Annotated in this window: 20 protein-coding genes; 3 read left to right on the top strand and 17 right to left on the bottom strand. The window is 64.3% G+C overall.

What is annotated here, in order from left to right:
* Positions 1-105: 105 nt before the first annotated feature.
* From tssM (ACWGTI_RS09310) to tagH (ACWGTI_RS09300), 3 genes are all read right to left on the bottom strand, one after another.
* Complete coding sequence (gene tssM, locus ACWGTI_RS09310; RefSeq protein ID WP_454586827.1) at positions 106-3,627, bottom strand: type VI secretion system membrane subunit TssM; 3,522 nt, start codon at positions 3,625-3,627, stop codon at positions 106-108.
* A complete protein-coding gene (gene tssL / locus ACWGTI_RS09305; protein ID WP_454586826.1) occupies positions 3,624-5,195 on the bottom strand; it encodes a type VI secretion system protein TssL, long form in 1,572 nt (523 codons plus the stop codon). The genes tssM (ACWGTI_RS09310) and tssL (ACWGTI_RS09305) overlap by 4 nt, the downstream gene beginning before the upstream one ends.
* A 238-nt stretch (positions 5,196-5,433) precedes the next feature.
* Positions 5,434-6,459: a type VI secretion system-associated FHA domain protein TagH gene (gene tagH / locus ACWGTI_RS09300; protein ID WP_454586825.1), complete on the bottom strand. Its 1,026-nt coding sequence runs from the start codon at positions 6,457-6,459 to the stop codon at positions 5,434-5,436.
* Between the two features lie 272 nt (positions 6,460-6,731).
* Here tagH (ACWGTI_RS09300) and ACWGTI_RS09295 point away from each other — a divergent pair, with 272 nt between their 5' ends.
* Genes ACWGTI_RS09295 through ACWGTI_RS09285 form a run of 3 tightly spaced genes read left to right on the top strand, consistent with a single transcriptional unit; the run spans position 6,732 to position 9,838 of the window.
* Positions 6,732-9,065 (top strand): type VI secretion system Vgr family protein, encoded by a 2,334-nt coding sequence (locus ACWGTI_RS09295; protein ID WP_454586824.1) that lies wholly within the window; start codon positions 6,732-6,734, stop codon positions 9,063-9,065.
* Between the two features lie 9 nt (positions 9,066-9,074).
* Positions 9,075-9,500: a DUF6484 domain-containing protein gene (locus ACWGTI_RS09290; protein WP_454586823.1), complete on the top strand. Its 426-nt coding sequence runs from the start codon at positions 9,075-9,077 to the stop codon at positions 9,498-9,500.
* A complete protein-coding gene (locus ACWGTI_RS09285) occupies positions 9,500-9,838 on the top strand; it encodes a hypothetical protein (protein ID WP_454586822.1) in 339 nt (112 codons plus the stop codon). Before ACWGTI_RS09290 ends, ACWGTI_RS09285 begins: the two co-directional genes overlap by 1 nt.
* A 53-nt stretch (positions 9,839-9,891) precedes the next feature.
* Here ACWGTI_RS09285 and ACWGTI_RS09280 read toward each other — a convergent pair whose 3' ends face one another.
* The 14 genes from ACWGTI_RS09280 to ACWGTI_RS09215 are packed head-to-tail and all read right to left on the bottom strand — an operon-like array spanning position 9,892 to position 26,645.
* On the bottom strand, positions 9,892-10,737 hold the full coding sequence (locus ACWGTI_RS09280; RefSeq protein WP_454586821.1) for a WD40/YVTN/BNR-like repeat-containing protein: 846 nt from the start codon (positions 10,735-10,737) through the stop codon (positions 9,892-9,894).
* A gap of 15 nt (positions 10,738-10,752) precedes the next feature.
* Complete coding sequence (locus ACWGTI_RS09275) at positions 10,753-11,721, bottom strand: DUF4150 domain-containing protein (RefSeq protein ID WP_454586917.1); 969 nt, start codon at positions 11,719-11,721, stop codon at positions 10,753-10,755.
* Entirely contained in the window at positions 11,721-12,743 is a 1,023-nt protein-coding gene (locus ACWGTI_RS09270; RefSeq protein WP_454586820.1) for a beta-ketoacyl synthase N-terminal-like domain-containing protein, read from the bottom strand. Before ACWGTI_RS09270 ends, ACWGTI_RS09275 begins: the two co-directional genes overlap by 1 nt.
* Positions 12,740-13,843 carry a DUF2169 family type VI secretion system accessory protein gene (locus tag ACWGTI_RS09265; RefSeq protein ID WP_454586819.1) on the bottom strand — a complete coding sequence of 368 codons (1,104 nt, stop codon included), beginning with the start codon at positions 13,841-13,843 and terminating at the stop codon, positions 12,740-12,742. The genes ACWGTI_RS09270 and ACWGTI_RS09265 overlap by 4 nt, the downstream gene beginning before the upstream one ends.
* The gene (gene tagF / locus ACWGTI_RS09260) at positions 13,843-14,388 is read right to left on the bottom strand and encodes a type VI secretion system-associated protein TagF (RefSeq protein WP_454586818.1); all 546 of its coding nucleotides are present in this window, start codon (positions 14,386-14,388) and stop codon (positions 13,843-13,845) included. The genes ACWGTI_RS09265 and tagF overlap by 1 nt, the downstream gene beginning before the upstream one ends.
* Positions 14,370-17,909 (bottom strand): type VI secretion system membrane subunit TssM, encoded by a 3,540-nt coding sequence (gene tssM / locus ACWGTI_RS09255; RefSeq protein ID WP_454586817.1) that lies wholly within the window; start codon positions 17,907-17,909, stop codon positions 14,370-14,372. The genes tagF and tssM (ACWGTI_RS09255) overlap by 19 nt, the downstream gene beginning before the upstream one ends.
* Before the next feature lies 1 nt (position 17,910).
* The gene (gene tssL / locus ACWGTI_RS09250; RefSeq protein ID WP_454586816.1) at positions 17,911-19,242 is read right to left on the bottom strand and encodes a type VI secretion system protein TssL, long form; all 1,332 of its coding nucleotides are present in this window, start codon (positions 19,240-19,242) and stop codon (positions 17,911-17,913) included.
* A gap of 4 nt (positions 19,243-19,246) precedes the next feature.
* Entirely contained in the window at positions 19,247-20,581 is a 1,335-nt protein-coding gene (gene tssK, locus ACWGTI_RS09245) for a type VI secretion system baseplate subunit TssK (RefSeq protein WP_454586815.1), read from the bottom strand.
* A 58-nt stretch (positions 20,582-20,639) separates the two neighbouring features.
* Positions 20,640-21,092 (bottom strand): type VI secretion system lipoprotein TssJ, encoded by a 453-nt coding sequence (tssJ, locus tag ACWGTI_RS09240; RefSeq protein ID WP_454586814.1) that lies wholly within the window; start codon positions 21,090-21,092, stop codon positions 20,640-20,642.
* A 3-nt stretch (positions 21,093-21,095) separates the two neighbouring features.
* Complete coding sequence (gene tagH, locus ACWGTI_RS09235; RefSeq protein ID WP_454586813.1) at positions 21,096-22,574, bottom strand: type VI secretion system-associated FHA domain protein TagH; 1,479 nt, start codon at positions 22,572-22,574, stop codon at positions 21,096-21,098.
* Entirely contained in the window at positions 22,571-23,614 is a 1,044-nt protein-coding gene (gene tssG, locus ACWGTI_RS09230; RefSeq protein ID WP_454586812.1) for a type VI secretion system baseplate subunit TssG, read from the bottom strand. Before tssG ends, tagH (ACWGTI_RS09235) begins: the two co-directional genes overlap by 4 nt.
* Positions 23,578-25,452, bottom strand: a complete 1,875-nt coding sequence (gene tssF / locus ACWGTI_RS09225) for a type VI secretion system baseplate subunit TssF (RefSeq protein WP_454586811.1) — start codon at positions 25,450-25,452, stop codon at positions 23,578-23,580. The genes tssG and tssF overlap by 37 nt, the downstream gene beginning before the upstream one ends.
* Position 25,453: 1 nt before the next feature.
* Entirely contained in the window at positions 25,454-26,209 is a 756-nt protein-coding gene (gene tssE / locus ACWGTI_RS09220; protein ID WP_454586916.1) for a type VI secretion system baseplate subunit TssE, read from the bottom strand.
* The gene (locus tag ACWGTI_RS09215; protein WP_023673716.1) at positions 26,196-26,645 is read right to left on the bottom strand and encodes an Hcp family type VI secretion system effector; all 450 of its coding nucleotides are present in this window, start codon (positions 26,643-26,645) and stop codon (positions 26,196-26,198) included. Before ACWGTI_RS09215 ends, tssE begins: the two co-directional genes overlap by 14 nt.
* Positions 26,646-26,666: the final 21 nt, after the last annotated feature.

Here is a 26,666-nt window from a genome sequence, read left to right as displayed (position 1 = left end):
GGCCCATCCATTAGAGTATCGAAATCTAAGCCGCTGATGGCGGACGGTGGGGTGCCGCGGCTGTCTCTGCGCCCCGCAATCGCCGATCCTGCCATGCAATCCCCCTCAGAAAGCCTTGGGACAGCTGAAGGCGGAAAGTGCCGGCAGCGTGAATGGGTTGCCGTCCTCCCCGGTCTTGATCGTATAGGCGACATCGCGCCCGCCGATGACGAAACGCGCTTCGAGACTGTCGCCATTGGCGGTGACCTGTCCCTTGTCCAGCAATCGTTTCAACGCCCAGGGGCCGTCGAATTTGATTGCGGACTCGCGCCCCGGCAGCTCCGGCGTCAGGCTGAGACTGGCCGAGCCGGTCTTGCCCGGCCACGGGATCAGGCCCGGCGTGTTGCCGGCCTGGGTTGCCTGCAGCACCTGGCCATCGATGTTGAGCAGCGCCATGTCGGCATCGCCATGCAACGACAGCGGCGTGAAGGTGATGTTGATCGACGGCGTTGGACCACCAAGCGGAAAGAAGGCGGCGCGGATTTGCGCCGCAAGCTGGAAGTTCCTGAGCGTCGATTTCGCCAGATTGCGGCCGAACTTGGTATCCTGTTTCCAGTCCCAGTCCTGGCCGCTCATGTCGACCAGCGACGCCAGGTTCTGCGCGAAGAACCGGTCCAGAACACCGCCCGGAGAAAACAATCTGGCAAAATCCGCCATGGCGACATCGTCAGTGCCGGCAGGGGCGAATGGAAAGCGTCCGGCAATCACCTCTTCGCACGGACGTCCGACTGTCTCTTCCAGCATTTCGTTGAGATGCGTGGTCGATGTTTCGGCGACGGTGCCCTCGAAATCATCCGCCGCCGCACTCACCATCCTGGCCAGTGCCTTCGGCAGCCGCGAGGCATTGGCGCGCAGCGTCGAGATCTGCAGCTGCAGATTGGCGTTGGCCTGGTCCGTCTGCGCGGGGACATCGGCGGCCAGCCGCACGCTTTGATAGATTTCGCGGAAATTCTGGGTCAGGGCATCGAGCGGCCGGCGGCCGGGCGCACCGGTCACCAAAGCCTGAAAAGACCGGAACTGGGCTTCGATATTGGCGCCGGGATCCTGGCTCTGCGTGCTCACAAATGCGGTCCCGGCCCGGCTCTGCGACTTTCGCGCCGCGAGCTCGATGCCGATGCGGGCGAGGCCCTTGGCCCGCGCGGCGGCTTCCTGGTCGCTGTCCTGGGAAGGCGCGGCCGGATTGCGCTCTTGCGTCAAAGCTGTTTCGCGCGCGATCGCCTCGAACAGCTGCATCAGCGGCGAGGTCGGCGAACCGGCTGCGGACAGCGCCAGATATTGCGGCTTGTCGGCGGCCATTGCCTTGAACTTCAACCTGTCGAGCACCTCGTTCCACGCCCCGGCAAAACCCTTGCCATAGCGATCGAGAAGCTCGGGGCCGAGCTTGAGCAATTCCTGGTCGAAACCGCCTTGCTCGCCGCCACTGCCGATCACCCACTGGTCATCGACCAGCGCCTGCGCCACCTTGGCGAGCTGCGCCAGATAGAAGTCGAAGCCGGCATGTGTGTAGAGACCGGGGACGCGAAGGCCGGCGAGATCGTTTCCGTCATTGCGTTCGAACAGCACCGGCGCCTCCGCACCGGCTTGTGAGGTCACCGAAAAGTCGCCGAGTTCCGCCGCATAGGTGGCCGACTGGATGAGCGCGGTGGCGCGGTCGGCCAGCGTCATGCGGCCGAGCGAGCGCTGGGCGGATTCGACCAGCGAACGGTTGAGCTCGAACGAGGGATCCTGGTCGTCGTCGAGCGCCAGCATGGCGCGCAGATGCTTCTCCAGTTGCGCCCGCCCGTCACGATTGTGCGCGCCGGGGTAGCGGTTCTGTTCCCAGTCCCGCTTCAGCCAGGTGACGACCAGCTCGTCATCCACTTTTGGCGCCTTGCCGCCCAGCATCAGGTAGATCTTCGACGGCTCGTACAGCGCCATCGGATCGGCCATCCTGGCCTCGATCGTGCGTTCGAGCTGGAACAGCAGGCGCGAGCGGAACATCCGCTCCAGCCCCTGCCGGTAGGCGGTCTCCGAGGCGGACAGGATACGCTCACGCTGGCTGAGGCCGAACGTCGCCTTGGCCGGCGTCGGCTGGTCTTTCGCGTCATAGCCGGCCGGCAGGCTGCGCAGCGCATCGAGCGCGCCGATGACGGTTTCGAGGTCCGCATCGGAGACCGTCGTGCTTGCGAGCAGCAGGGCGGCGGTCTGGCGATATTGGCCGGCTGCCTGGCTGGTGGCGGCAATCAGCGACTTGTTGGCCGCGAAGCTCAGGCCGAGGACCCAAAGCCCGGCGATCGCTATGGCCACGATCGTCGCCAGGCCGGCATAGCGGACGATCGTAGCCCGCCTGTCGGCTGCCTTGTCATAGGACACCCAACCGGACTCCGCGAAAATGACGCGGCTCAACAGATCATGCAGGAAGAAGCTCTTGCCGGTGCCGGAAAGATGCGCCTGGGCATTTTTGCCGAAACTGCGGCCGATGCTGCCGAGCAGCTGGTCGATCGGCGTGCCTTCTTGCGTGCCTGAGGAAAAATAGAGACCGCGCAAAGGCGCGTTCAGCTGCTTTCGCGTCGGCTCGAAGACGCCATCGAGGAAATTCACGATCCGGCCCTTCAGTGCGCCGAGCTGCGCGGCGAAGCCGAAAATGGCGATACGGGCGACGGGGTCGCTCTCAGCCTGCAGCCGCTCGCTCATCTCCTCGCTCAGGCGCTTCACCAGCGCGTCGAACTCGGCCGGGGCCTCGCCGACCATGTTCAGGCCGCGCTCGGCGGTCTGGAAGGTTGCGCCCCAGACCTGGCGCCGGCGTGCTTCATCGAAACCACCGAAAGTCTCCATGAATCCCGAGACCAGGTCGGCTTTGGTGAAAAGCACATAGACCGGAAAGCGGACCTTCAGGACCGCATGGATTTCCTGCAGGCGACTGCGAATCTCGGCGACATGGGCGGCCTGCCCGCCGTCCGCCATCAGGTCGGCAAGGCTGATCGCCAGGATGACGCCATTGATTGGCTGTCGCGTCCGATGCCGCTTGAGCAGCGACAGGAAGGCGAGCCAGCTTTTGCTGTCGGTTCCAGCATGCGAGTCCTGCGTGGTGTAGCGCCCGGCCGTGTCGATCAGCACCGCCTCGTCGGTGAACCACCAGTCGCAATTGCGCGTGCCGCCAACGCCTGCCACCGGCTGCGCCTGGCCCGACCCGGCAAGCGGAAAGTTCAACCCGGAATTGACCAGCGCGGTGGTCTTGCCGGCACCCGGCGGGCCGATGACGATGTACCAGGGCACTTCGTAGAGGAAGTTGCGCCTGCCGCTCGACTGCCTGAGCGTGGCAACCGCTTCGCTCATGCGGGCTTCCAGCAGCTTTGCGTCGCTGCCGTCATCCTCTGCGCTGGCCATGGCGGCTTCCAGCGCCTTCTGCGCCTTGCGCTTTCGCCAGAACCTGACTGCATAGATGACCACCGCCGTTCCAACGACAACGACGATGATCACTGCGCGCAGCCAGACGGGGTCCAGAGGCCGGGCGCCGTCGAAGCGGATCAAGGGGCCGGCGAACCAGACCGCGGCGGCAAAGCCGGCGAGCGCGAGCGTGCTGAAGATGCGCAGCAGCCAGCCGGTCACAGCGTCTCCTCCCGCGGGATCATCACATCGACACGGCGGTTTTTGGCGCGGCCCTCCGGTGTTGCATTGTCGGCAATCGGCTCGTCCTCGCCCTTGCCCTCGACCTTTGTCCGCGACGGATCGCTGAAATGCGCCGCGATCATCTTTTCGACCGCTTGCGCCCGGGCAACGGAGAGGTCGAAATTCGACTTGAAGGCACTGGTCTTCTTCGGCTTGACGTTGTCGGTGTGGCCGACGATCCGGATCGGCCCGCGCTCGGCATTGAGAGCGGCCGCGATGCTGATGGCGACCGGTTCGAATTCGGCTTTGACGTCGGCTCGACCGGACTGGAACAGCAAGGCATTGCTGATTTCCACGACGATGAAATCGCCCTTGGTGCCGACGCTGACGCCGCCAGCTTCGATCTCCTTGCCCAGGGCGGCGCGGATGCGGTCGACCTGCGCAATCGTCGTTGGTGCTGCGACGACTTTCACCTCCTCGGTCAGCGGCACGAAGGCGGCACGCTCGATGGTGACCGGCGTCGCCGGATTGAGCGCCAGCAATTCTCTCGCAACGGCCTCGCCGTCATTGGTGATGAGAACCCGCAGCGTGAAAAAGGCTGCTGTCAAAACCGCCGCCGTCGCTGCGGCGATGGCCCAGAGTGGAATTCGCCTGGAGCCTTGCGCCGACGTCAGCGCCAGGCCTCGCCAGCGCGGCGAGATGTCGTCGTCACCGGGGACGCGGAAATAGGCCAGCGTCTCGTAGACGTCGCGGCGGACACGCTCCAGGCCCTCGCGCGCCTGGCCGCGATACTGGCCTTCGAAGCCGAGCGACATGCAGACATGCATCAGTTCGAGGAGGTTGCGGTGCGGCTCGGGCGTCGCCAGCACCGTATTCAGCGCCTGGAAGAAGCCGGCGCCGGTGGGTTTGACCTGGAAGAAGCGCTCCAGCATGCTGTGCTGCGCCCACATCTCCCGGCCGGAGCCGGGCAGGTTGGCGATGATGTCGTCGGCGGTTTCGCAAAGCACATAGCTGGCGATGCGCGCATCCTCTTCCGAAGTATCGGTCCGGGCGATCTTGCGGTCGAAATCCTCGATCAGGTCGGCGACATGCCCCGCCAGCGGCTGGGCCTGTCTTTCAACGGCCACCAGCCGCAGGTGCCCAAGCAGCATCAGCAGGGGCGCCGCGGCGGCGACGATCGGGTTGGCCGTTCCATAGTCGATGCCGTCGCTGGCGCCGAGCAGCGCATCCCACGGCGTTTTCCCCACCGCTGCGGCCGGAAACGACGGATCGGCAGATGCCTCAGTGAAAGGCGCGCCTTGATAGATCACGGTCCCCGTGACGTCGGCCTGTGCTGGCGGCTGGCGGCCGGCGTTGGGATCGAAAACCGTCGGCTCCGGGATGCCGGCAGGCGCAATCACGGTGCTGTCGGGCGCCGGCGCATCGCGGGCGAGAACCGTCTTTTGCTTGCGGCCGGGATTGGGGCGGCCGGGATTGGGGCGGTCGGGATTGGGGCGGCCGGGATTGGGGCGGCTAGGGCGGATGACGGTCTTGCCGGCCGGATCGAAAGGATCGTCCTTCGAACTCATCGCCGGTCCCTGCCTCTACGCGCGCGTCACGCGACGCACGGCGCCATGGCCGCGCGAACGTGGACCACAGGACGCTATCTCGCCGTGACATGACATCTGCCGCAGACCCCCGAGGTCGATCAACCGTACCCGCGTGCTCAATTGTCGTATGTGATCGTAGTCTCAGAAGGTTCCGATTGAAACCCGGCGCAATTTTGGTCGCCAGCCGGTGCCCGCATCGGCCTCATGGCTGGCGAGGTCAGCTCTTGCCTGGCGGTTTCTGTTTGGCGGCCTTGGCATAGGCTTCGCTGAAATAGGTGAGGAATATGTCGAGCAGGCCGTTCTCGTGCGCTTCCTCCTTGGCCCGCCAGGTCGCGACCAGCGCGTCCCAGGCGCGCGTCTTCTTCGAGGCAAAGGAGGACGGCGGCAGTTTCTTGGCGATCGCCTCGGGTGACAAATCGTCGAGCAACCGCGCCAGCGCCGCCTGCATGGCGGCGAAGGTGGCGAATTCATGCGTCTTGAGGTCGTGGAAGGCGTCTTCGATGCTGTGTCTGGCGTCGAGATAGCCGGCCCTGCGGCGGGCAAACATGATGTCGAGGATTTCGTCCGTCCCGGGCACGAATTTCAGTGGATTGTTGTCGGCGGCGTTGATCATCGTTCGATCGCTGGTCTTGGCCAGGACCTTCGCGGCGGCGCGCGCCTTCAACAGCAGCACCAGTTCGTCAACGACGATCCGCAATACGGCGCCGATTTCGCCGGCCACCTCATGCGGCTGGCGCAGCAGGAGCACTTCCGGCGGAATGCCGGCGCCGGCGGCAATCGCGCGCAGGATCTCGTCGGCCTGCTGTGGCCGGCTGGAGCCCGATGCGGATGGCGCGGTCGGCGAGCGCGGTGCCGTGACATGGTCCGGAAAGGATCCGACTACGGGCATCTGCCGTTGCGTCGAACCATGGCCACCGAAGGCGGCGTTCCCGTCATCGATCGATACCGCCACGGTATAGCGACCGATCCGGAGCCGGTCACCTTGCGCGAGCCGGTGCGGGCCGGTCAACCGCTGGCTCGACCCATTGACGAAAGTGCCGTTGCGCGAGACGTCGTAGAGAAAGAAAGCACCGCCTTCGTAGCGGATCTCGCAGTGCCGGCCGGAGATGAACTTGTCCGGATCGGGCAAGGTCCAGGCGCAGTTCTCGCGCCCGATCTCGAAGCCGCGGTCGCGCGATGCGTAGCCGGACGGCAGCCCTGCGGGCAAGACATCGACATTGCTGATCTGCAGACTGATGAACATGCGATATGGCCTGTCGACCGCTGACGTTCCCATTGATCCGATGCGCCACAGTCTAGCAGCTTGCGGGCACTGCGGGAGAGCGGCGTTTCACACTGGCGACAGCGGCGCAAACAGGACCTGACTGCCGCTCGTCCTCTTTGGTCTGCCACAGAACATGTGGTAGGCTCAACACGGCCTGGGGTGGCAAGTTGCCAAATGTCCCTGAACGTGAGGTCGTTAACACAAGAAGGGCTTCGAACCTGCCACACTAGCGTCCAGGAGGGGCACGACCCATGCCGAGTGAACAACGCGCCGCACTTGTGCAGACGCCGGTCGGCGCCGAGCTGTTGACCTTCACGCATCTCGTCGGCCGCGACGAGATCAGCCGCTGTCTTGCCTACACCGTGGGGTTTGTCAGCACCAATGCGGATATCGATCCGCTGAAGATGCTGGGCGGCGTCGTTTCGATCGAAGGCGAGTCCGATCCCAAGCGCTGGTTCAGCGGCCTTATCGCCGAGTTTCGTCTCACCCGCATCGAGGATCGGCTGGCCTATTACGAGGCGGTCGTCAGGCCGTGGCTGTGGTTCCTCGGCAATACCACCGACTGCCGCATCTTCCAGGACAAGACCGCCGTCGAGATCGTCGAGGAGATATTCTCCAAATATGGCGGCATCGCCAAGTTCGAGAAGCGCCTGCAGGGCTCCTATCCGCCGCGCGAATATTGCGTGCAGTACGATGAGAGCGATCTCGATTTCGTGCAGCGGCTGCTCGAGCACGAAGGCATAATGTACTTCTTCGAGCACGCCGAGGGCGAGCACAAACTGATCCTGGCCGACGCCATGAGCAAGCTGAAGCCGGCGCCGGGCTACGAGACGGTGCTCTATCAGTTCGAAGGACAGGGCTCACGCCGCGACGTCGAATACATCACCGAATGGATTCCAGGCAGTGCGGTGCGCCCCGGCGCCTATGCCCACACCGACTACGATTTCGAGAAGCCCGCCGCTGACCTGATGGCGAAGTCGGCGCAGCCCTTCGGCCACAAGCAGGCCGCAGGCGAGAACTACCGCCACCCCGGCGCCCATCTGGAAGTCGGCCGCGGCGACAGCCTGGCGGCGATCAGGCGCGAGGAAATCCAGGCGCCACACATGCGCATTGCCGCCGTCGGCACCGTGCGCGGCCTGTTTTCCGGCTGCACCTTCAAGCTCGACGGCTTTCCGCGCGACGACCAGAACAAGGAATATCTGGTGGTCAGCGCCGAATACCGGCTGTTCGATCCGGGCTATCGCGCCGGCGTCGACACCGACGGTGAGAATTTCAAGGTGGTGCTTGGCCTCGCGCCAACCTCGGTGCCCTATCGGCCGCCGAGGATTACGCACCGCCCGATCATGCGCGGGCCGCAGACCGCGACTGTGGTTGGCCCCTCCGGCGAGGAGATCTTCACCGACAAATATGCCCGCGTGAAAGTGCAGTTCCACTGGGATCGCCTCGGCAAGAAGGACCAGAAGAGCTCCTGCTTCGTGCGGGTGTCGCAGACCTGGGCCGGCAGCGGCTGGGGCTTCATCCAGATCCCGCGCATCGGCCAGGAAGTGATCGTCGATTTCATCGAAGGCAACCCGGACCTGCCGATCATCACCGGCCGGGTCTACAACGCCTCGCAGATGCCGCCCTACGGGCTTCCCGGCAACGCCACGCAGTCGGGCTGGAAGTCCAATTCGTCGAAGGGCGGTGGCGGCTACAACGAGCTGATGTTCGAAGACAAGGCCGGCTCCGAACTGGTCAATTTCCAGGCGCAGAAGGACCACCACCTTCTGATCAAGCACGACCGCAACAAGACGGTGCAGCACGACCAGTCCGACCGCATCGACCACGACGCCAAGCACTCCGTCGGCCATAACCTCGACGAAGACGTCGGCAACAACAAGACGGTCAAGGTCGGCGTCGACCAGACCACAAATATCGGCAACAACGACACCGAGACGGTGGGGACGAACCGGTCACTGACGGTCGGGTCGAACGAGACGATCGGCATCGGCTCGAACTCCACGGAGACGATCGGTATTGCGCATACACAAACGGTTGGCGCGGTGCAGACGATCAGCGTGGGCGCCGCGCGGGTCGACAGTGTCGGAGCGTCGGAGACCCGAACCGTGGGTGGCCCGCAAGCAAATACAATCGGCGCGACGCGGTCGGTCACGGTAGGCGCGGCGCAGTCTCACAGCATCGGCGCTGCCGACATTTGGAAGATTTCGGCCAGCCAGAGTGTCCAGATCGGCGCTGATCAGAGTTTCAAGATCGGCGGGGGGCAGGCTTCGGAGATAGGCAAGGGGCGCAGCGCCAAGATCACCAATGATGATGCGACCGAGGTCGGCGGTTCGCGCGCGCTCAAGATCGCCAAGGGCAGCCTTGTCCAAGTGGGGGAAGACGGCGCCATCAAGATCGGCAAGGATCTCGTGATCGAAGCGGGCGACTCCATCGTCATCAAATGCGGCTCGGCGGCGATCGCGATGAAAAAGGATGGTACGATTTCGATCGAAGGCAAGGATATCACCGTCAAAGGTTCGGGCAAGATCAACGTCAAAGCCTCCAGTGATATCACGATGAAGGGTTCGGAGATAAAACAGAACTGAGGACTTGCGATGACAACTACAAAGAAGCGGATTGAAGGAGTTGTGATTGGTATTTTTTTGGGCTTCGGAGAGGATTCGCCTCTCGTGGTCTTTCCAGGCAATCCGCAGGAAACTGCTGTTTCAGCCCGAAGCCTTGCTGAACTCACGTCGGATATGATCGGCGCCGAAGTGGCCCTTCTCTTTCAGGATGGTGATCCGGGGCGGCCACTTATTGTCGGCCGGATTGTTGATCCCGCACGCAAGTCAAATGCTCCGCAGATTGTTCGTGACAGTGAACAGGTGCGAATTGTCGCGAACCAACGCCTCGAGTTGCGCTGCGGCAAGGCCACGATCGTCATGGAAAAGGATGGCCGCATCACGATCCGCGGCACCTATCTGACAAGCCACGCCAGCGCTGCCAACCGCATCCGCGGCGGCTCGGTCAATCTGAACTGATGCCCGCGCCCATTCTCCGTGAAATCGTCCGCCAACACGCCGAGATGGCGGCATTCCTGTGGACGGTATATGATTACAATTTGCTCCACCCGGATGAAAACCCTGATATGGACGAGGAGCGCCTGGCCCGCTTGGTAGAGCGGCTTGAGGCACATCTCGATGGGCTGCGGGTCGCGGGGGTTGCCGGACGTAAGATTGCCGAAGAACTCTACGCGGAATTTCCGGAGGCGGGAGAGCTGTTCGTGATGCGGATGCTTTCTGTAGCGGAAACGCCAAGAATAGCGGATCTGGATATAGACAAGGTCAGAGCCTATCTGGAGGCGGCGGAGCGGCGATGACCTTTGATTCAACCTGCGGACGCGTAAAACATCGGTTTTGAACCCACTGGCATTCAGCTGTAGCGGGCGCCAAACCAGCCTTGACCGTCGAAGCGGGCCGCCACCGTATCTCCGGCACTGGCCAGATAGCTGGAATTGGAGACGAGTCTGTAGGATGTGATGGTGTTCTTGATGTTTGTGACGGCGGTGCCGTCGAAGCGAAATACGCCTTCACCCCCTCCAGACAGATATATGATCTCGCGATAGTTGGCCAACGAATGGAAATCGTGGCCAGGTTGAGACACGTCGTTCCAATTTGTATCGGCTCCGCGGAAAAGCACTCCACCCGGTCCGCAGACCAGAACGTCGTTGGCGGTGAGTACCAGAAGGCCAAGGAGTCGCTGGTTGGTCGGCAATCCGATCTGCGTCCACGTCCCATCATAGTGCCAAAGCAGAGCGTTCGCTCCGCAAGCGTACAGATTGCGCGCCGACGCTCCGCGAATCGAGAAGATGACACTTCCCAAGGGCGGGCTGAAGTTGGACCACGCGGCTCCATCCCAGCGGTAGACGACACCTTCGTCGCCCGCCGCATAGACGTCGGTATCCGACAGGCCCCAAATGCATGTCAGTGCATGCGCGGAAACCGGCGACACCGTCCATCCTGCGCCGTCGTATCTTCGTACGTTGCCGTCGGCATCGGTGACGTACAGCGAACCCGTTTCCGAACGCCAGATCGAGGTTAGCCAAACCTGGACGTCAAGCAACTCTGTTTGGACATTGGGAGCCGCGCGATCGGCAACATCGGAGGCCCGGTAAACATATGAGTTGAACCCTTCTCCATCACTATAAACCGCGATGCTGTAGATCACACCGTCGTTGTCGAGCGCGACGCCATCGCAGCTTACCGAATATTCGCCCATAGTCCTTATCCTTCGTCAAACTGGACCGCTAGTAACCGTGGCCTGCTGCTTGAATGCTCCGGTTGCCGGTGCGCGGCACTGGGTGCTGTCCTTGGCCTTTTCATCGTCGCCATCCATCATGCCCTTGTAGAAGGCGTCGCATATCATGCGCAAACAAGTGACGGCGGGATGTTCTTTGCCATCGGGCCCGTCATCCATGTGAGGCGCCTTGGCCTTCTTCATGGCATTCAGATTGCCCTCGCGAACTTCCTTGTAGGTAGGGTTCTTGCCCGTCGCTCGCTGGTTCTTTGACCATTCGCCCTGGGCAGCGGTTTTCTCGCCGTGTTCCGTACCGCGGGTGGTCTTGTCGTCAAGACACACACAGGGTGCGTCACCTATCTTGTAGTCTGGCACGGTGCCGATTGCTTGGCCGCCGCGCGAGTTCTGGAAGCACGCATTTTGAAGGATGTGATCAGACTGCTGGCTTGAGGTACATTCCTTGTCCGCATGTTTGTAGGCATGAACCTTCATGCCGACATTCGCCAGAATGGTGGCGCAATCCACCCCTCCGACGGTCAATTTGCCGACCTTTGGCCAAGGCGGCGCGTTGCCGGTCGGTGAGGCATGATTGTTGGTCGAGATGTCGGTCATGCGGCTGACCGGTTCGCCGTCTGCCTTCACGTCGCTCGACCAGGCGACCGCATATTCCTTGCCTGTGTTCTTCGATGTGATCACGCCCTTCTTTGCGGCGCAGCCGGCCTCCGTGCCGGTGGTCTTGGTGTAGTACGACTTGTTTTTCTGGGTAATATTCTCGCCACCGATCTTGACCGTGCCGGTGCCATTGTCGGTGTCGGAATCGAGGCCGAAGGAGGGGTAGGGAATAGGCACACCGGGCGGCGTCGCAGGATTCTCCGGTGGTGTGAAGCAAACATCTGGAAAGGCGGCGATCACCTTGTTGGACTGCGCCTTGCAGGCAACCTCAAGACCGTTCGCATAGACCGTCATCACGCGGCCCTCACTGCAAGCACGGCCGCTCCGCAGGCACCGGCATCATTGGAAGCCTCGATGAGTACCGGGTTGCCGGCAGCATAGCCCTTTCGTGCCGCTGTCCACGCCATGCCGATCATCAGCGGACCAGCGGCCGCGCCAACATTGCCGAGCGATTCTCCAGGCGACCAGATGTCCTGAAAGTCGTGACGACCTCGCAACAGGCGCAGGCTGGCCAGCGCGCTTTGCTTGAACCAGTATTGCTCACCGATGAGATCGGAAATGCGATACCCGAGTCGGTTCATCTCGATGCCGGTTTCACCGAAGGCCGTGCGATAGGCGGCAGTCATGCCGTCCCCGCGCAACGGCAGGTCTCGTGCGTTGTAGATCGATGCCGGCTCATGCGACAGGCCAAGACCGAAAAGCCGAAACCCACCCCGCTCCGGCCGCGTGCATAGCACGGCAGCGGCGGCTTCGCCGGGAATGAAGCCGTTTGGGTTGTCAGACGCGAGCAAACGGCTCTTGTTCAGATAATGTGCGATCGCAGGCGCTGTCAGGTAGCTGTCGACGCCGGCGATAATGACGTAGGGTGCTTCGCCGGACGTGATCATCTTGCGTGCCTGATCGAGCGCGACATGTCCTGATGGACGGCCATGCGCGACGATGCGGGAGCGTGCATGAGGCTCGATTTCGACGATCTCGGCAATGCGGCGGAGCAAGGCAGAGTTATCTCGCACCGGCCGTCCGGGCCGATCCTCCTCGGCAAGGCACAGGATCAATGCGGTCTGGCCGCGCGCCTGCGGAATGGCCTCGAAGGCCTCGCAGATAGCGCCGGCGGCAAGGTGGGCGATGCGCTTCTCGCCGATCCAGTTGCGAGGCAGCGGGACAGGGGCGCCGATCAACCACCCTCCGGCCGGTCCGACGAAACGTGTTTCCTGGAAGCCGTCAAGCCGCGCCCTCATTGCAGCGCATGCAGACGGCGCGTCAAGGCCGACGGCGGTCACCATGCCGATCGAAGCAATGTCGATCGCAGTGCTCATGCGTCTTCGACCTCCTCTTCTGGCGCCGTCCCATTGGCGCGGATATAGGCGCGTCCCGTTGCGCGCGCCCGCAGCATGGATTGCGTGGGTGGCCCAACCCAGCATTCGTTGAAGTCGAGGATGGTTTTGTGAATACGCTGCGACATCCGCCAAACCAGCGAGAAGCGCCGGTTCTCCGGATCGAAAAGAATTGTGTCGGCTTGAATCTTGCCCTCGAATGATTTCTCGCCACCCTTGAACAGCGTCATCGGCAGCGCTGTGTCAGGCAACCTGAAGCTCATCCGGCCCTCAGGTGTCAGATTGACCAACTGCACCTCTTCGTTGCCTCGCGGCAGATCGATCTGCTGGTCGGGCGGTGCCATCTGGAAATAGCGTTCGTCGAAGTCCGCTGGCAGAAATGGAAAGATGTTGGCGGTCCAGTTGTCGTCATAGGTGCCGGCATATTCGATACGGCCGGGCCAGCCCCGGCCCATTGGCCCGAAACTCATCGGCTTGTAGTCGCCAAACGGCGAGCGGATCTCTTCGCCAACAGCTTGCGTGTTCGGCAGCCGCAAGCCGGGAATGAGGCGTTGGTTTTTAGCCCGCGACCAACCGGTGCCGACCGGGTTGTACTTATAGCTGCCGGGGAGCTTGTCCTCCGGATCCAGCCTGTCGACACCACCCCAGGCGACGTCGTAGGAGATAGGCAGTTTCAGGAAAGGTTGCGGCGACGTGGTGGTAAAGACCGGGCCGATGGCGCGCCATTCACGTGTGCCCACTACCTCGAAGAGTTTCGACCAGTTGCCCACCTTGATGCCGACCGACACACGCTCGGTCGGTCTGCCGTTCGGTGCGTAAGCACAGCCGTTGGCGATCACATCACAACGCGGCTTGCGGAAGGCGAAATCGGTCTCCCATAGCGTGGCCGAATATCCAGGCTCGCCCGTCTGGGTGTCGGCAAAGACAAGCGGCGCCTGCTCAGCGGATTTGCGCACCGGTCCGCCAGACGTCGTAGGAAAGTCGAACGTACCCTTGACCACCACGACGATCCATTCATGGCCGGCCTTGTCCATTCCCATTGTGAATTCGTGCGGATAACCCATCTGGTTCCAGATCTGCATCAACTCGTCTCCCAACTGCCGGCGAGGATTGTCTCCAGCGTCGCTTGCGGCGATTGCGGATCGATGTCGAAAATGTCGGAATGACGGGTCCAGATCACCATGTCGGCGATCAGCTCCTCGCCCGGCTCGACCGACGGCATCGGCAGTGCCGCCAAAGCTGCGTCCAGTTCGTCGGGTGTCAGTTCGCCGTGCTGGCCGGCGGTGGCGGCCTCCTCGATCCCGGCAAACCAGGCTTCGGCATGCGTCAGCATGGCAGGCGCTTCAGGCATTTGCGCAACGACGCTCAAGGGGAATTTCCGGCCGACCTTGTCGGCGCTTTGCAGGATGATGCCAGCTGATGATGCGCCGAAGGAATTCGGGCCGGCGAGGAACCGCAGCGCCGTGGCGGGCGGCCAGGTGTCCTGGTCGAACATCGGCACCAGATGCTGCGCCAGCCAGCGGTCCCACAGGCGCACGAACTCGCCCGTCAACCGCCGCGTCACGAAATCGCCGGTGGCGGGCATTTTGCCGTAGAAGCCGGGCAGGATCAGATCTGCGGCGGACATGAGAATTTCTTGAACATCTGGAGGTTGTAGGGATTTTCGACGCTCGCCGCCTTGAGCTTGAAGTCGGCGTACACGCCTTTCGTCCCCAGTCGTAGGCTGTAGACGTCGGACAGCGACGTGCCGGTGAAGCGGCCGCCGCGCAGCATTCTCAGCCACGCCCAGCTGCCGGTCTCGTTGAGCATGATTTCGGGCGAGCCGTCGATCGGCTGGAAGGCGAGCGAGATGACGCCGGTGCCGTCCTTGCCGGGCCACGTCATCGGCTGCGGCCGCGTCGCATTGTTGAAATAGACCAGGTTCTGGCCGTCGAGATTGAGCGTGACGCGAGTGACGTTGGGCGACAGGTCCGTCGGCTCGAGTGTGAACGCCATCACCGGACCTTGACCACCCGGGAAGAGATCGTCGCGAATGCGCCGCGCCTGCTCGAAGGCGGCAAGTGCTGACGGGTCAAGGCCGAAATCGGCGCGCCATTTCCACGGCTGCGCCGAGGTGTCGACATAGCCGATCAGGTGATCGTTTATGAACGCGTCGATCATTCCGGCCGGCCCGAACAGGCGGGCGAAATCCTTGACATTCACATCGACCGCGCTGTCGGGGCTGAACGGATAGCGGTCGTTGAGCGCAGCCTGGCAGAAGGGCAGGATGTCGGCACGCCAGATGGCGTTGAGCTCGGAGGCCACGGCCTTCTGCGTCAGCCCGCTGGTGTCGCCGGCAATGCCGCTCAGCCAGGTGTTGACCGGGTCGGGCAGGATCTGCGCCTGGCGCGCGACGGCGCCGGTCAGCTCTGCCAGGCCCCCCTGTTTCTTGATCGCGTCCTGCGGGTCGGGGTTGGCGGTGACCGTCTGCAGCACATTGGACAGCGCCGTCAGCGCCACCACAGCGGCATCGAGCGCCGGCGGCTGGCCATCGACCTCGGCAATCGTGCTCTTGAGCGGCTTGAAATGTTCGGCCACCAGCGTGCCGGTCAGGTCGACTTCGCTGGCCGAGCCGGCGCGCGGCAGCAGCTTTGCGCCGGTCTTGACGATCTTGCCCAGCTTGCCGAGCTTGCCCAGCAGTTTCGAACCGCCTTTCGCCGCCGCCTTGTCGTCTGTCGCCGGCGCCTCGTCCGAGCGGGTGAGGTCGACCTCCTGGACCACCGCCGTCAGCAGCCGCTTCAAAGCGGAATCGGCGCTGGAAAGATCCTTCAGGTTCTCGCTGGCAATGTTGAGGTCGCTGAGCGGCGCCAGCCGCATGTCGCGCAGGAAGCTGTCCCACTGCGCGATATAGTCGTCGTAGTAGAGTTTGAGGATGTCCTCCGACAGCGCCGACACCGAGGTCTCGGAATTCTCCGAGCAGCCGCCGGCAAACACCGCGCGGTCGAGTGCCGCCTGGGCGGCGACGTCCTCGACCCGGTCGAGGATCGCATCATGGAAACCGTCATAGGTGAAGGCGCCCGATATGCCGACGCGCAGCGTCTTGTCGGAGCGTCGCGAGAACACCTTGGCGCCGTTCGGGCCGGCGAAATTGGCGGGGATCCATTCCTTCAATCCGGCCACCGCCGGATCGGCCAGCAGCTGCTTGTAGGCGCGCGCCGGCAGCGAGATGGTGCAGACCGTTTTCAGCGCTTCGGTGACCAGCGCCTGGTCGGGCGCGATGTAGCTGTCGTCGACCGCCATGCGGCGGATCGCGGCCAGCTGATGCTCTTCGGCATCGGCGGTCGGGAAGGGCGCGGCCGGTGCGAATTCGGGCAGGTCGTTCACCCACCAATTCTGGACGAAATCCGAATCCATCTGCGACAGGCCGGTCATCATGCGATAGGTCTTCAGCGCGCCCAGCATGAAGTCCGGATCGCGGATCTGCCGCCACATGGTTGCTTCAAGCAGCGCCACCATGCGCGGCTCCAGCACATTGCGCAAAGCGTGATCGTAGGTGTCGGTCTGCGCCCGCATCATCTCGGCGGAGGCCGATGGCCCGAGCAGATCTTGCGCCTTGTCGGGAGGCGCGGTCCTGGCATTGGCGACCTCATCCATGGCGTTGAGGGCAACATCCATCGCCGGCTGCTGCACCGAGGTGGGCGTCGCTGCGGCCGAGGTCAGCGGCGCCTGCAGTGCCTCGAACTGGCCGGCCTGGGCGGCAATCGCATTGCGGTTGTCATAGTAGGACCAGGTGAACAGCGAGCCGGCCAGGATGGCGGCCGCCGCGCAGGCGGCTGCGGCGCCGCGCCAGACCCAGCTGCGGCGGCGCTGTGCCAGCGGATCGAACGTGCCGAGCCCGGCCTCCTTGAAGATCACCTCGGTCAGAAGGTTCTTGAGGAAGAAGCTGCGCTTCTCAAAGCGCTGCGCCGGCATCGAGCGCCGCGCTGGCAGGCCGAAGGACGAAGCGAGCGCTGCGGTCAACCGGTCGATCGGCGCGCCTTCCTGGGTCGCCGACGTCAGATAGAGGCCGCGCAGCCAGGCGGCTTCCTCGTAGCGGCTCTCGCCGAACATCGCCTCTACCAGCACCTGGATCGGCTCGGAAAGGCTTTGCAACTGCGCCGGGAAGCGGAAGATCTCGGCCCGCTCAGTGAGCTTGTCCTCATCTTCCAGCCGCGGCACCAGCCGCTTCTCCAGCTCCCTCGAAAGCGTCGAGATTTCGCCCGCGATCGTCCTGGCGTCGACGCGCGCGTCGAGCGGGAAGGTCGTCCCCCACACCTGTTCGCGCGCCTGTGTCGACAGGCCGCCGAAGAAGGCCTCGAAGCCTCTGATGAGATCGGCCTTGGTCAGCATGAGATAGACCGGCAGGCGGATTTCCAGCCGCTCCTCGAGCTCGGCCAGTCGCCTGCGGATCTTGCGGCCATGCGCCTTGACGGCTTCGTCGCCTTCGGAAAGCGCATCGATTCCAAGCGCGACGATGACGCCATTGAGCGCACGGCGGCCGCGATGCTTCTTCAACAGGTCGAGGAAGCCCAGCCATTCGGCGGCATCGACATCGGGCTGGCTCTCCTGCTGGACGTAGCGGCCGGCGGTGTCGATCATCACCGCGTTTTCGGAGAAGAACCAGTCGCAGTTGCGCGTGCCGCCGATGCCTTGCAGATCGTCGGTGAGGTCGATCGGAAAGTTGAGGCCGGACTGGCGCAAGGCCGTCGTCTTGCCGGTCGCCGGCGGGCCGACGATCACATACCACGGCATCTCGCGCAGGAATTTGCGGCCGCCGAGTTTGCGGCGCTTCAGCTCGACCATGACGTCCTGGAATTTGGCGCCGACAGCGGCAACATTCTCTTCGCCCGGGCTGAGCCGCTTCTCCTCGACGGGTGCTGCAATCTCGGCAACGAACATGCGGTTGGCGCGGATCGCCCGGCGCTGCGCAACGATCAGCCAGATCAGCCAGAAGATCACCAGAAGCGCGATGATGACGATGCGCACCGTCTCCGACGCCATCGGCACATAGTCGCCGACACGCACGATCGGGCCGAACACCCAGATGATCAGCGACAGCAGCGCCAGACCGATCAGCGTCCACAGGAAACGCGAAGTCAGGACCGCCCAGAGGAAGCGCAGGATGAACATGTCACAGCCTCTTCTCGACCAGCACTTCGACGCGGCGGTTGAGCGCACGGCCTTCCCGCGTGGAATTGTCGGCCACCGGATCGCTCTCGGCGCGGCCCTCGGAAGATATGCTCTCCTTCGGCACGCCGGCCTGCACCAGAAGCTCGGCTATGGTTTCGGCGCGCGCTTCCGACAGGCGCTGATTGCTGGCAAGCGGGTTGGATCGTTGCAGGCGCACATTGTCGGTATGGCCGACGACGGTGATCTTCCCGATCAGGTCCTTGTTGTCCAGGATCACCTTGGCGATGGACGCGATCAAAGGCTCGTAGCCCTGGGTGAGGGTTGGACGCGACGATTGGAAGAGCTCGGGACTGGAAGCCTGGATAACGAGCTTGGCCAGCGAGACGCTCTCCGTGCCGCTCAGCGCCCTGCTCGTTTCCGCCGGCGCTGCCTTCTGGAATTCCGGCAGCAGCGCGTAGTCGACGGCAACCGGCAGGGGCGGCGGCGCGTCGGCCTTGGGGGCCGCGCGCGTGACATCAGCCCGCGTCGGCGGCGGCAGCGCGCGCACCAGCGTCGAAAGCTCGACCGCCTGGCTGCTCAGCCCCATCGACAGGCCAATATGGATGGCGGTCGCGATGACCGCGGCGGCCACCGCCATCACCCAGATCGGCACGATGAAGCGCTGCGGTTCGTCGGACGCGATCACGCCCTTCCAGTTCGGCGACAGCGGCGCCCCTTCGGCATCGCTGTCACGCAGGAAGCGCGCCGCCGCCACGCGAACGGCATTGAGCGAACGGTCGCCGGAGCGGCCGGGCACGCGGTATTTTCCGCGGAAGCCGAGCGCCATGCAGTGATACTGCAGCTCCAGCATTTCGCGGTCGCGGTTGGGATGGCGCTCGAGATCCTCGAGGCGGGCGAAGAACTGCGCACCGGCATCGACGTCGCCGCGCAACATCACCACTAAAGGCTGGCGCGGCCATGCGCTGGCGCCGCCCCACGGCGTGTTCAGCGCCAGATCGTCGAGCAGGGCAGCAACCAGCCAGGCGGCCTGGTCGGCGCGCTCCAGCGACGAGCCTTGCGCCATGGTGGCGTCGCGGCAGCGCACGAGTTCGTCGAGAAGCCTTGTGCGCAGCGCTTCCGGGTTCTCCGGCGGCTGAGCGTTTTCCAGTTCGGGCGCAAATTCGAGCAGCGGCGAGAACGCATTGACGAGCACGTTCGGGTGCGCGCGCGCGGAGCGCTTCGCGGTCACACCCGACGCCGGCAGCGGCATGGCGCGCGGCGTCGGCGCGCCGCTCAGGCGGATGCGCGTGCGCTCCCGATCCTCGGACAGTCCGAATGGATCGTCCCTGCTCATCATCTCACCTGTTGACCGAGTAACAGTCGACCTGCGGTTCGCTGGGCAGCACGCCCGAAACGCCGATCACAAAACCGGGCGCTTCGAGAAGCGAGGCCCAGTGCTCGCTTTTCTGGTCGAGTTCGAGGCAAAGCCGGTCGCCGTCATAGGGAATTTCGCGCGGCTGCGAATGCAGTGGCTTCAGCGGAATGCCGGGCAGGCGCGACTTCCACAGCCCTTCGAATTCGCTGGCCGAGCCGACGGTCGCCTGGTTGACGAAAATCTTGCGCAAGGCATCCTCCGACAGTTCGGAGCCGATCCGCACCACGATCCGGCTCGCCACCAGAAGTTTTGGATTGTCGATGCGGATCTTCCACACATTGGTGGCATGGCGCATAACGGGCAGGGCGCGGGACTTCGGCTCGATATAGCGCAGGCTGAGGATCAGCGAGCGCAGAGCGTCGGCCAGCGCAGAATAGGCCGGGCCCGGCGCCATGTGGTCGTAGACCGGCAGTTCGCCCAGCCGCCTTGCACTTGAGCCGTAGGTCGCCATCGAGCCGGCAAGACCGGCAAGCTCCATATAGACCTCGGCTGGATGGAAAACGTCCTGCGCCAGCATGTGGGCCAGCCGCGGTCGGGCGGCGTTGACCAGGTTGAGGATCAGGAGATCCTCGACGCTGCGTCCCGGACCGCCCAGCACCATCTTGCCATGCGCCTCGGCGATCTGGTCGAGGCCGGTGACGACTTCCTGCAGCAAGCGGCTATACCAGGAGGCCGCGCCGATGACTAAGGTCGGGGGCAGGAAGTTGTCGTCGAGCGCCACACCGCCATCGGCGCGCACGCCCTTGAGTTCGCCCACCGGTAGCGCGGTGTAGCCGCCGACGGCCGTGCCCGGCGCCAGCAACAGCGCCTGCGGCCTTGCGATCTCGATTTCCTCGGGGTCGGAGCCACCATGCACGGCATCGCGCACCGACACGATCCGGCCACGATAGCGCGCGCCCGATGGTTCGGCGTGCGCCGGGTCGAAACCGACGCCGCCGGGCGGTTCGAGCGGCAGCGCGATCAGCACCGGTCCTGCGCCCATCTCCGGCGTCACCGCCAGCGGCCGCGGTGCATCCATCGTCTCGGGGATCGAAAACGGCGTCCCGTCGGGAAAGATGCCGCGCGCCGAAAGCACCGAGATCTGGCCGGCATCGAGCTGAGCCTGGTCGAGCGTCAGCGTCCGAAAGCCGAACGTATGCAGATGCCCGGCCTGCAAGGCGCCGCGCACCGTCGCCTCGAAGAAGCGGTCCTGTTGCTGGAAATGCTGGGTACGAAGGAAAAGCCCCTCCGACCACAGCACCCTGTTTGCATCGCTCATGCCGGCACTCTCTGCTTCCTGCTCATCACCCTGGCGCGGCTTGGCGGACCTTTCGCCGCTAGGCGGAAATGCCGCCGCTGCCGAGCGTCACATTAACGGTGAACTTCGATCCAGGTGACACCGACTTGGTCGTGCGCCAGTTGCGTCCGCCGGGTTCCCGGATCAGCGCGACGAAGCCGAGTGCGGCCACTTCAGGTTCGACCGTGATCGTCTTCGACGCGGTCTTGCCCGGCCCGACCGAAATCGTGTCGGAGCCGATGAGATCTCCGCCAAGGGCGGAGCCCGCGCCGCCCTGCAGGGCGAAGTAATCGGCCGAATTGAAGGCGCCGGTGCTCTTCAGGCGCAGGATCATTACGGTCACCGGCCTGTCGCCGCCGCCCGGTCCCGGGTTCATGCCGGCGCCGCCGGCGAGGTTGACCGTTATGACGGAAGGTTTCGGCGGGCCGCTCTGGCAAGCCGTCAGCAGTCCCGTAGCCCCGATGGCCAGAATGAATTCGCGTCTGTCGATCATGTCTCAGTCCTCCTCATATGCGTCCCTAAAATCAGCGCCGATTTCGCCCAGAAAACGCGTCTCGGCGCTGTGAGCGATTTCACGGTGGCGTTTCTGGTACAGTTCCCAGAGCTTGGCGCCGCGCCCGCCGGTCAGCAGATTGCCGATTGGCGAACTCGACTTCAGTTCCTGCTCGATCGCCGCCGGATCGAAGCGATCGATCATGCGCTTGAGCGCGCCCTGTACGCCGCGCCAGGCGCGGACGTGATGCTGCGCCAGATCGCGAACCGCATCCTTGATCGCCGCTTCGGCGCCGAGGAAACCGGGGCTGCGCTCGGCCAGGATGGTCACCAGCGCATCGTCGACCGAGGGCAGGAATTTGAGCGGGTTGACCTCGGATGCGCCAACCACGGTTTGGGCGACACGGGCGTTGCCCTTCTCTTCGGCGCGCTTGCGCAAAAGCTGCATCAGCCCTTCCATCATCAGCCGGTATTCGCGGCCGAACTTCTCCATATCGGCCACCGGATCGTTGCCGCGAAAATCGGCCTCGTCCATGCCCATCCCGCGCAGGAAGGCGGCGCGCAATTCCGCGTCCGCCTGTCCGGCCGACGGCCGCGCTGCAGCTTGCCGGACAGGACTGCGAGGCGGCGGTGGGGACCGGGCTGGCGGTGGCTGCGATGGCGGTGGCTCTGCCGCGCGGATCGGCAGATCCCAGGGCGCCGGAGAGGGAGCCGGCGAGGGGATCGCACTTTTATCCGTCACGCCGGCGTCAACGCTGGGGGACTCGACAGGGCCAAAACCAAAGCCGTCATCAAAGGCCGGCGGCTTCTCGGAACTGGATCTGCTCAGCTCTCTCGACAGCGGAGCGGCGTCGAGGCCGAAGGGATCGTCGAACGATGACTTGGCGCCGTTTCTGTCCGTGGGCTCTGGCGCCGGCGTCGCTACCGGGTCGAGGCTGAATGGATCGTCGAAAGCCTGCGAGCTGCGTTCATCGGACCGCGCACGCGCGAACGCGCCGGGCACCGGCTTTTCGAACGGATCGGGCAGGTCGGCAGGGCGTGGCCGGCCCGGCTCCTCTTCCGTCGTGGACGAAAAGAAATCGTCGCCGCCGAGGCTGACCGGTGCCCGCGACGCTGCCGGTCTGGCATCCGGCATCGAAGGCCTGGAGGCAGGCGCCTCGGTCTTCGCCGCCTGCAAATCGACCCACACCACATAGTCGCCCAGCCGCAGCCGCATGCCGCTCAGCAGGCGCGCGGTATTTCCCGCCCCGAGCGGGCTGGCGGCATCGTCGATGAACAACCCGCTGCTGGAGGTGTCGGTGACGAAATAGCCACCCTGCTTGCTGGTGATCTTGCAGTGGGCGCGCGAGACGAACATGTCGGGATCGTTGATCTGCCAGTCGGCGTCGGCGCTGCGGCCGATCACCAGCTCACCCTCGTCAAGCCGCGCCTGCCGCGTGACTTGCGCGCGTGGTCCCTGTTCGAGCGTCAGCAGCAGGCTCATGCCGCCACCTCTTCCCGCCAGCCGACAATGGTCCGCAGCCGCATGTCGTCGGCATCCCCCTTTTCGACCTGCCGTGCCAGCCAGGTGGTGCGGGCAAGCTGGACGGTTCCGAGCTTCGCCGGCGGCACAGCTTTCGCCGCAAGCACGATCCTGAGATCGACATCGATGGTCTCGCCGATCAGGTCGCGCACCGCCTGCTTCAACAGCTTCAGCCGCTCGCCGCCCGGCAGGAAGGCCTTGTAGTCGACATAGCTAAGCGCGCCGATGCGCAGTTCGATCCGGCTTTGCCGGCTGAAGCTGCGCGGGCCGATGGTGGCGCTGCGGCCGAGCGTGGCATAGCTGCCGGCAAGCCGCGTCTGCAGAGCCTTGGGGATGGTCATCCAGGCGGCGACGAATTCCTTCAGCACCACCGGCACCTTGAAGGCTTCGGCCAGGAACAGCGTCAACCGCTCGGGGCCGTCGACCTGACTAGCGAGCGAGGCGGCCTGGCGAAGCTTGACAGCGTCGAGTTCGGCGTCCTGCGTGCCCGGCAGCCCGATGCCGGCCATCGCTTCCAGCATCGAGCGGACGCGGCCGCCGACGCCGCGTTCGACCTGCACTGCCGGATGCGCATCCGCCCAGGCGCGGTAGTATAGCGCGATCATCCTGTGCTGCAGGATGTTGACGAAATCGACGAAGGTCGTGTCGCTCGTCTGCCGGGCCTCCGCACCCGCATACCAGCGCTGCGACAGACGATCGAGCACCCAGCGTGTCAGATGCAGCGGCATCGGCCCTTCAGGCCCGAGCAGGCCGAGATTGTTGACCGTGACGCGAGCCGGCGACTTGTCGGTCGGCTCGCGGAAATCGACCACATCCTGCACCGCGAAGGACAGGCGCACATTCTGGCCGAGCCTTGCCGGCTCCCGATCCGGCCGGCCGGAATGGCCGAACAGTCCGCCTTGCCGTTCCAGCCGGCGCAGCAGTTCGAAGAAGTCGAAACTCTCGGACAGGGTTGCGGCGCGCTCTAGATCAGGTAGCGATTGCCGGGCGTCATCGGCCATGGCACATCCTCCTGTTTCTGGAGCAACCGCGTGCGGGTGCGCACGAACCCGTTAATCCCGGCATGGCGGGCAAACAGCCGCGACAGCAGGCCAGACAGCAGCAGCGTGCTCTGGCCAGCCAGTACCGACTGGTCGACATGCAGCGTCACCTCGGTGCCGCGCCCAAAACACATCGGCCCTTCGATCGCCAGCCTTTCGATCACCGCGCGTGAGTCGATGCGCACGATCGAGCGCACATTGCGGGCGAGCCCGGGATCGCCGCGTTCGGCATAGAGATCGAGCAGCGCATGCAGCGGATCGACGCCGCGTCCTTCCTTGGCCAGGCTGAGGAAGTTGAGCGCCAGCTGCGACACCAGCCGCCAGGCCAGGTCGTCGGCGCGCGACTCGCCGTCGGCGCCGGCCGGCAGCGCTGCCGGGATCGCCGGCTGCGGCGAACGCAGCGCGCCGAGCAGCCTGACCGATTCCACTGGGTCGCCGGCTTCCAGCGTCAGCGTCGGCGTGTCGTCGAGGATGGCCAGGTCGCGATTGGTGCAAAGTGCCATGATGTCGACGCGCTTGAGCGGCCGGTTGGCTTGGCTGTGGACCGGGCGTGAGATCGCCAGGAAGACATCGTCGCCGGCATAGGAGGTCCGCGTCACGCCCTGGCGCCGTTCGTCCTCGGTCGGTCGGCGTGGACGTCGTTCGGTCGAGTATACCCAGCCGCTGCCGCGGTTTTGCCCGAGGCTGAAGAGCTCCGGTATCTCGGCATCCGGCCCTTCCGCATCGGCGTCCTCGACGCGGATGACGCGGTAGATTTCAAAGTCGCGCGCCCGCGTGCGGTCGGCATGTAGTACCTGCCGCGTCTTGCGCTGGTCGAGCTCGATGACGTTGCACTCGCGCTCGAAGAGATTGATGATCGGCGTTGCGAAAAGATCGAAATCCGCCGGCGTCAAATCGGCAAGCTCGGGCACGGGACGGCGGAACAGGAAGACGATTTCGAGCCCGGCCTGGCATTTGCGCACGACCGGAAGCAGGCCAGTGACGCGCGCATAGTGGAAGCGCTCGGGCATCATGAAATATTCGCGCAGCAGGCGGTAGCCTTCGAAGGTCGGCCGCGTGCGCGGCATCAGCGCTTCGGCGTCGGCGATGCCCACCATCTCCGGCGCCGGTAGCGGTGACAATGGATTGGCCTTGCCCTCGGCGCGCGCGCCGAGACCGGAGCAGACGCCGAAAATGGCGTCGAAGATCAACGGCGCCTTGGTGCGGTTGGCGAAATAGAAGTCGAGCCGGTCGAGCGCCAGTTCGTCAAGCTTGCCCTTTCCGGTCCGTGCCAGCGTAATGCGCAGTGCGGCTTCGCCGCCCTTGCCGCCGATCGGGCCGATACCTGCGGCCGCCAATGCGCTGCGATCCTGGAAATAGCCGACCGAACTGATCGCGATCGGAAACAGCGTCATGTCCTGCGCGGTGGTGAAGGTGCAGCGTGTCGACAGGCCGGCCTGCAGGCTGGAGACCAGCCGCGTGCCGCGCTTGACGACATGGCCGGCAAGCATCGTCTGCACCTGCTGGCCGGGCTTCAGCACCACCATGGCGGTCGCCGGCGCCGGCGTGACGAGATCGGGATAAAGCACGTCGAGGATGCTGCGCGAAAACCGCGAGCGCTCGGCATCCACCTTCAGCCGCGTGCGCGCGGCGAGGAAGGCGACGCCGTCGAGCAAGCGCTCGACATAGGGGTCCGGACACGGCACCGTATCCAGCGACAGATTGCGGGCGACCGCCGGATGCATGTCGGCGAACTCCGCCGCCAGCCCGCGTATGTGCGACAGCTCCTCCTCGTAATATTCTACGAAGACCCGGTCCATCTCAGGCTTCCCTGAACTCGGTGCGCGCCAGGCCGTTGTCGAGATTGATCGTCGTGCGCAGGCGCATGCGCTCAGGCGTCGGCGTCATGATCAGCACGGCGTCGATCTCGATCTTCAAGCCGGTCTTGTCGCCAAGGTTGACCGACACTTTCGTCGCGCTCTCCTTCAGCCGCGGCTCGAAGGTGGCGAGCACGGCGCGGATCTCGCGTGCCAGAACATCGCGGTCGAAATCGCGCGACGAACGGCCGGAGAAGGACGGCACGCCATAATTGACGACGCTGCGGCGCACCTCGGGAAAGTCGGCCAGCGATGTCGGACTGTCGGTCATCTGCTCGGCCTCGAGATCGGACAGGAGCGGCGCGGACTCGAAGCGCTCGGTGTTGAACAGCGCTTCGATGTCGCGCCGCACGGCCTCGCGCAGCACATCGGGCGATACGACGATGCCGCGGCTTTCCAGTTCGCCGCGATGCCGGTTCTGAAACGCCAGCCGATGCAGCCGGCGCTTCTGGTCCGGGTTCAGCGTCTCGTCAGCGTCGATGCGCCTTGCACCGTCCGCCAAAAGCTCGTCCACACGCTCCCCGCCAAGCTCGTCGAGGAGAGCCTGCCTGAGCCCGTCTATTTCCGAGCTCAGGCCCGGCAGGTCGTTGACCAGGCGGTCCCATAGCGAAGGCTGGACCGCCTCGCGCTTGGCCCGTGAACCGCCCGCCTGTGCCTTGTCCGCGGCAGGGCGCTTTGCCCGCCCCTCACTTGCCGACATAGACATCCATTTCGGCTTCGTCATTGTCGTCATAGACAAACTTGATCTTCTTGTAGGCGAAGGAGACCTCCTCCTGGATCAGGTCGGCCTCATCGTCTGCCTGCGACATGTCGTATTCCATGATCGAGGCATCGGTGAGCGTCACCACCAGATAGTCCTTGCTCTCGCCGTCGATGGTCCGCCGGGCCGAGAACTTCACTTCATCCAACGCCTTGTTCTCGAACAGGGCCTTCGCCAGGTAGGGCGAAGCCTTGTCATAGTGCTTGGTGAACTTGATCATGCCCATCGACACCCGGCCGCGGCGCGAGAGCGAATTCGGGTCATAGGGCGCAACCATCTTGTAGTCGACGCCATGGATTTCGATCTCGTCGTCGTGGCCGTCGCGTGTGCTGGGGCCTTTGATGTCCGGAACTTTCAGAAAACCGTCGATTTTCATTGTGGGCATTGTCGTTCTCCA

This window comes from Mesorhizobium sp. ArgA1 (genome assembly GCF_053714375.1).
Note: the sequence above shows the minus strand (reverse complement) of the source record. Positions and strands in the feature narration are given on the sequence as shown.

What these genes read in the sequence shown, in the direction of transcription:
- tssK (WP_454586815.1), bottom strand. Translation starts at nt 20,581, where the DNA reads ATGAGCGATGCAAACAGGGTGCTGTGGTCGGAGGGGCTTTTCCTTCGT.
- tagH (WP_454586825.1), bottom strand. Translation starts at nt 6,459, where the DNA reads ATGTTCATCAGTCTGCAGATCAGCAATGTCGATGTCTTGCCCGCAGGG.
- tssJ (WP_454586814.1), bottom strand. Translation starts at nt 21,092, where the DNA reads ATGATCGACAGACGCGAATTCATTCTGGCCATCGGGGCTACGGGACTG.
- tssL (WP_454586826.1), bottom strand. Translation starts at nt 5,195, where the DNA reads ATGAGTTCGAAGGACGATCCTTTCGATCCGGCCGGCAAGACCGTCATC.
- ACWGTI_RS09280 (WP_454586821.1), bottom strand. Translation starts at nt 10,737, where the DNA reads ATGGGCGAATATTCGGTAAGCTGCGATGGCGTCGCGCTCGACAACGAC.
- ACWGTI_RS09295 (WP_454586824.1), top strand. Translation starts at nt 6,732, where the DNA reads ATGCCGAGTGAACAACGCGCCGCACTTGTGCAGACGCCGGTCGGCGCC.
- ACWGTI_RS09270 (WP_454586820.1), bottom strand. Translation starts at nt 12,743, where the DNA reads ATGAGCACTGCGATCGACATTGCTTCGATCGGCATGGTGACCGCCGTC.
- tssE (WP_454586916.1), bottom strand. Translation starts at nt 26,209, where the DNA reads ATGTCGGCAAGTGAGGGGCGGGCAAAGCGCCCTGCCGCGGACAAGGCA.
- tssL (WP_454586816.1), bottom strand. Translation starts at nt 19,242, where the DNA reads ATGAGCAGGGACGATCCATTCGGACTGTCCGAGGATCGGGAGCGCACG.
- tssF (WP_454586811.1), bottom strand. Translation starts at nt 25,452, where the DNA reads ATGGACCGGGTCTTCGTAGAATATTACGAGGAGGAGCTGTCGCACATA.
- ACWGTI_RS09275 (WP_454586917.1), bottom strand. Translation starts at nt 11,721, where the DNA reads ATGACGGTCTATGCGAACGGTCTTGAGGTTGCCTGCAAGGCGCAGTCC.
- ACWGTI_RS09215 (WP_023673716.1), bottom strand. Translation starts at nt 26,645, where the DNA reads ATGAAAATCGACGGTTTTCTGAAAGTTCCGGACATCAAAGGCCCCAGC.
- tssG (WP_454586812.1), bottom strand. Translation starts at nt 23,614, where the DNA reads ATGGCCGATGACGCCCGGCAATCGCTACCTGATCTAGAGCGCGCCGCA.
- ACWGTI_RS09290 (WP_454586823.1), top strand. Translation starts at nt 9,075, where the DNA reads ATGACAACTACAAAGAAGCGGATTGAAGGAGTTGTGATTGGTATTTTT.
- ACWGTI_RS09285 (WP_454586822.1), top strand. Translation starts at nt 9,500, where the DNA reads ATGCCCGCGCCCATTCTCCGTGAAATCGTCCGCCAACACGCCGAGATG.
- tssM (WP_454586817.1), bottom strand. Translation starts at nt 17,909, where the DNA reads ATGTTCATCCTGCGCTTCCTCTGGGCGGTCCTGACTTCGCGTTTCCTG.
- tagH (WP_454586813.1), bottom strand. Translation starts at nt 22,574, where the DNA reads ATGAGCCTGCTGCTGACGCTCGAACAGGGACCACGCGCGCAAGTCACG.
- tagF (WP_454586818.1), bottom strand. Translation starts at nt 14,388, where the DNA reads ATGTCCGCCGCAGATCTGATCCTGCCCGGCTTCTACGGCAAAATGCCC.
- ACWGTI_RS09265 (WP_454586819.1), bottom strand. Translation starts at nt 13,843, where the DNA reads ATGCAGATCTGGAACCAGATGGGTTATCCGCACGAATTCACAATGGGA.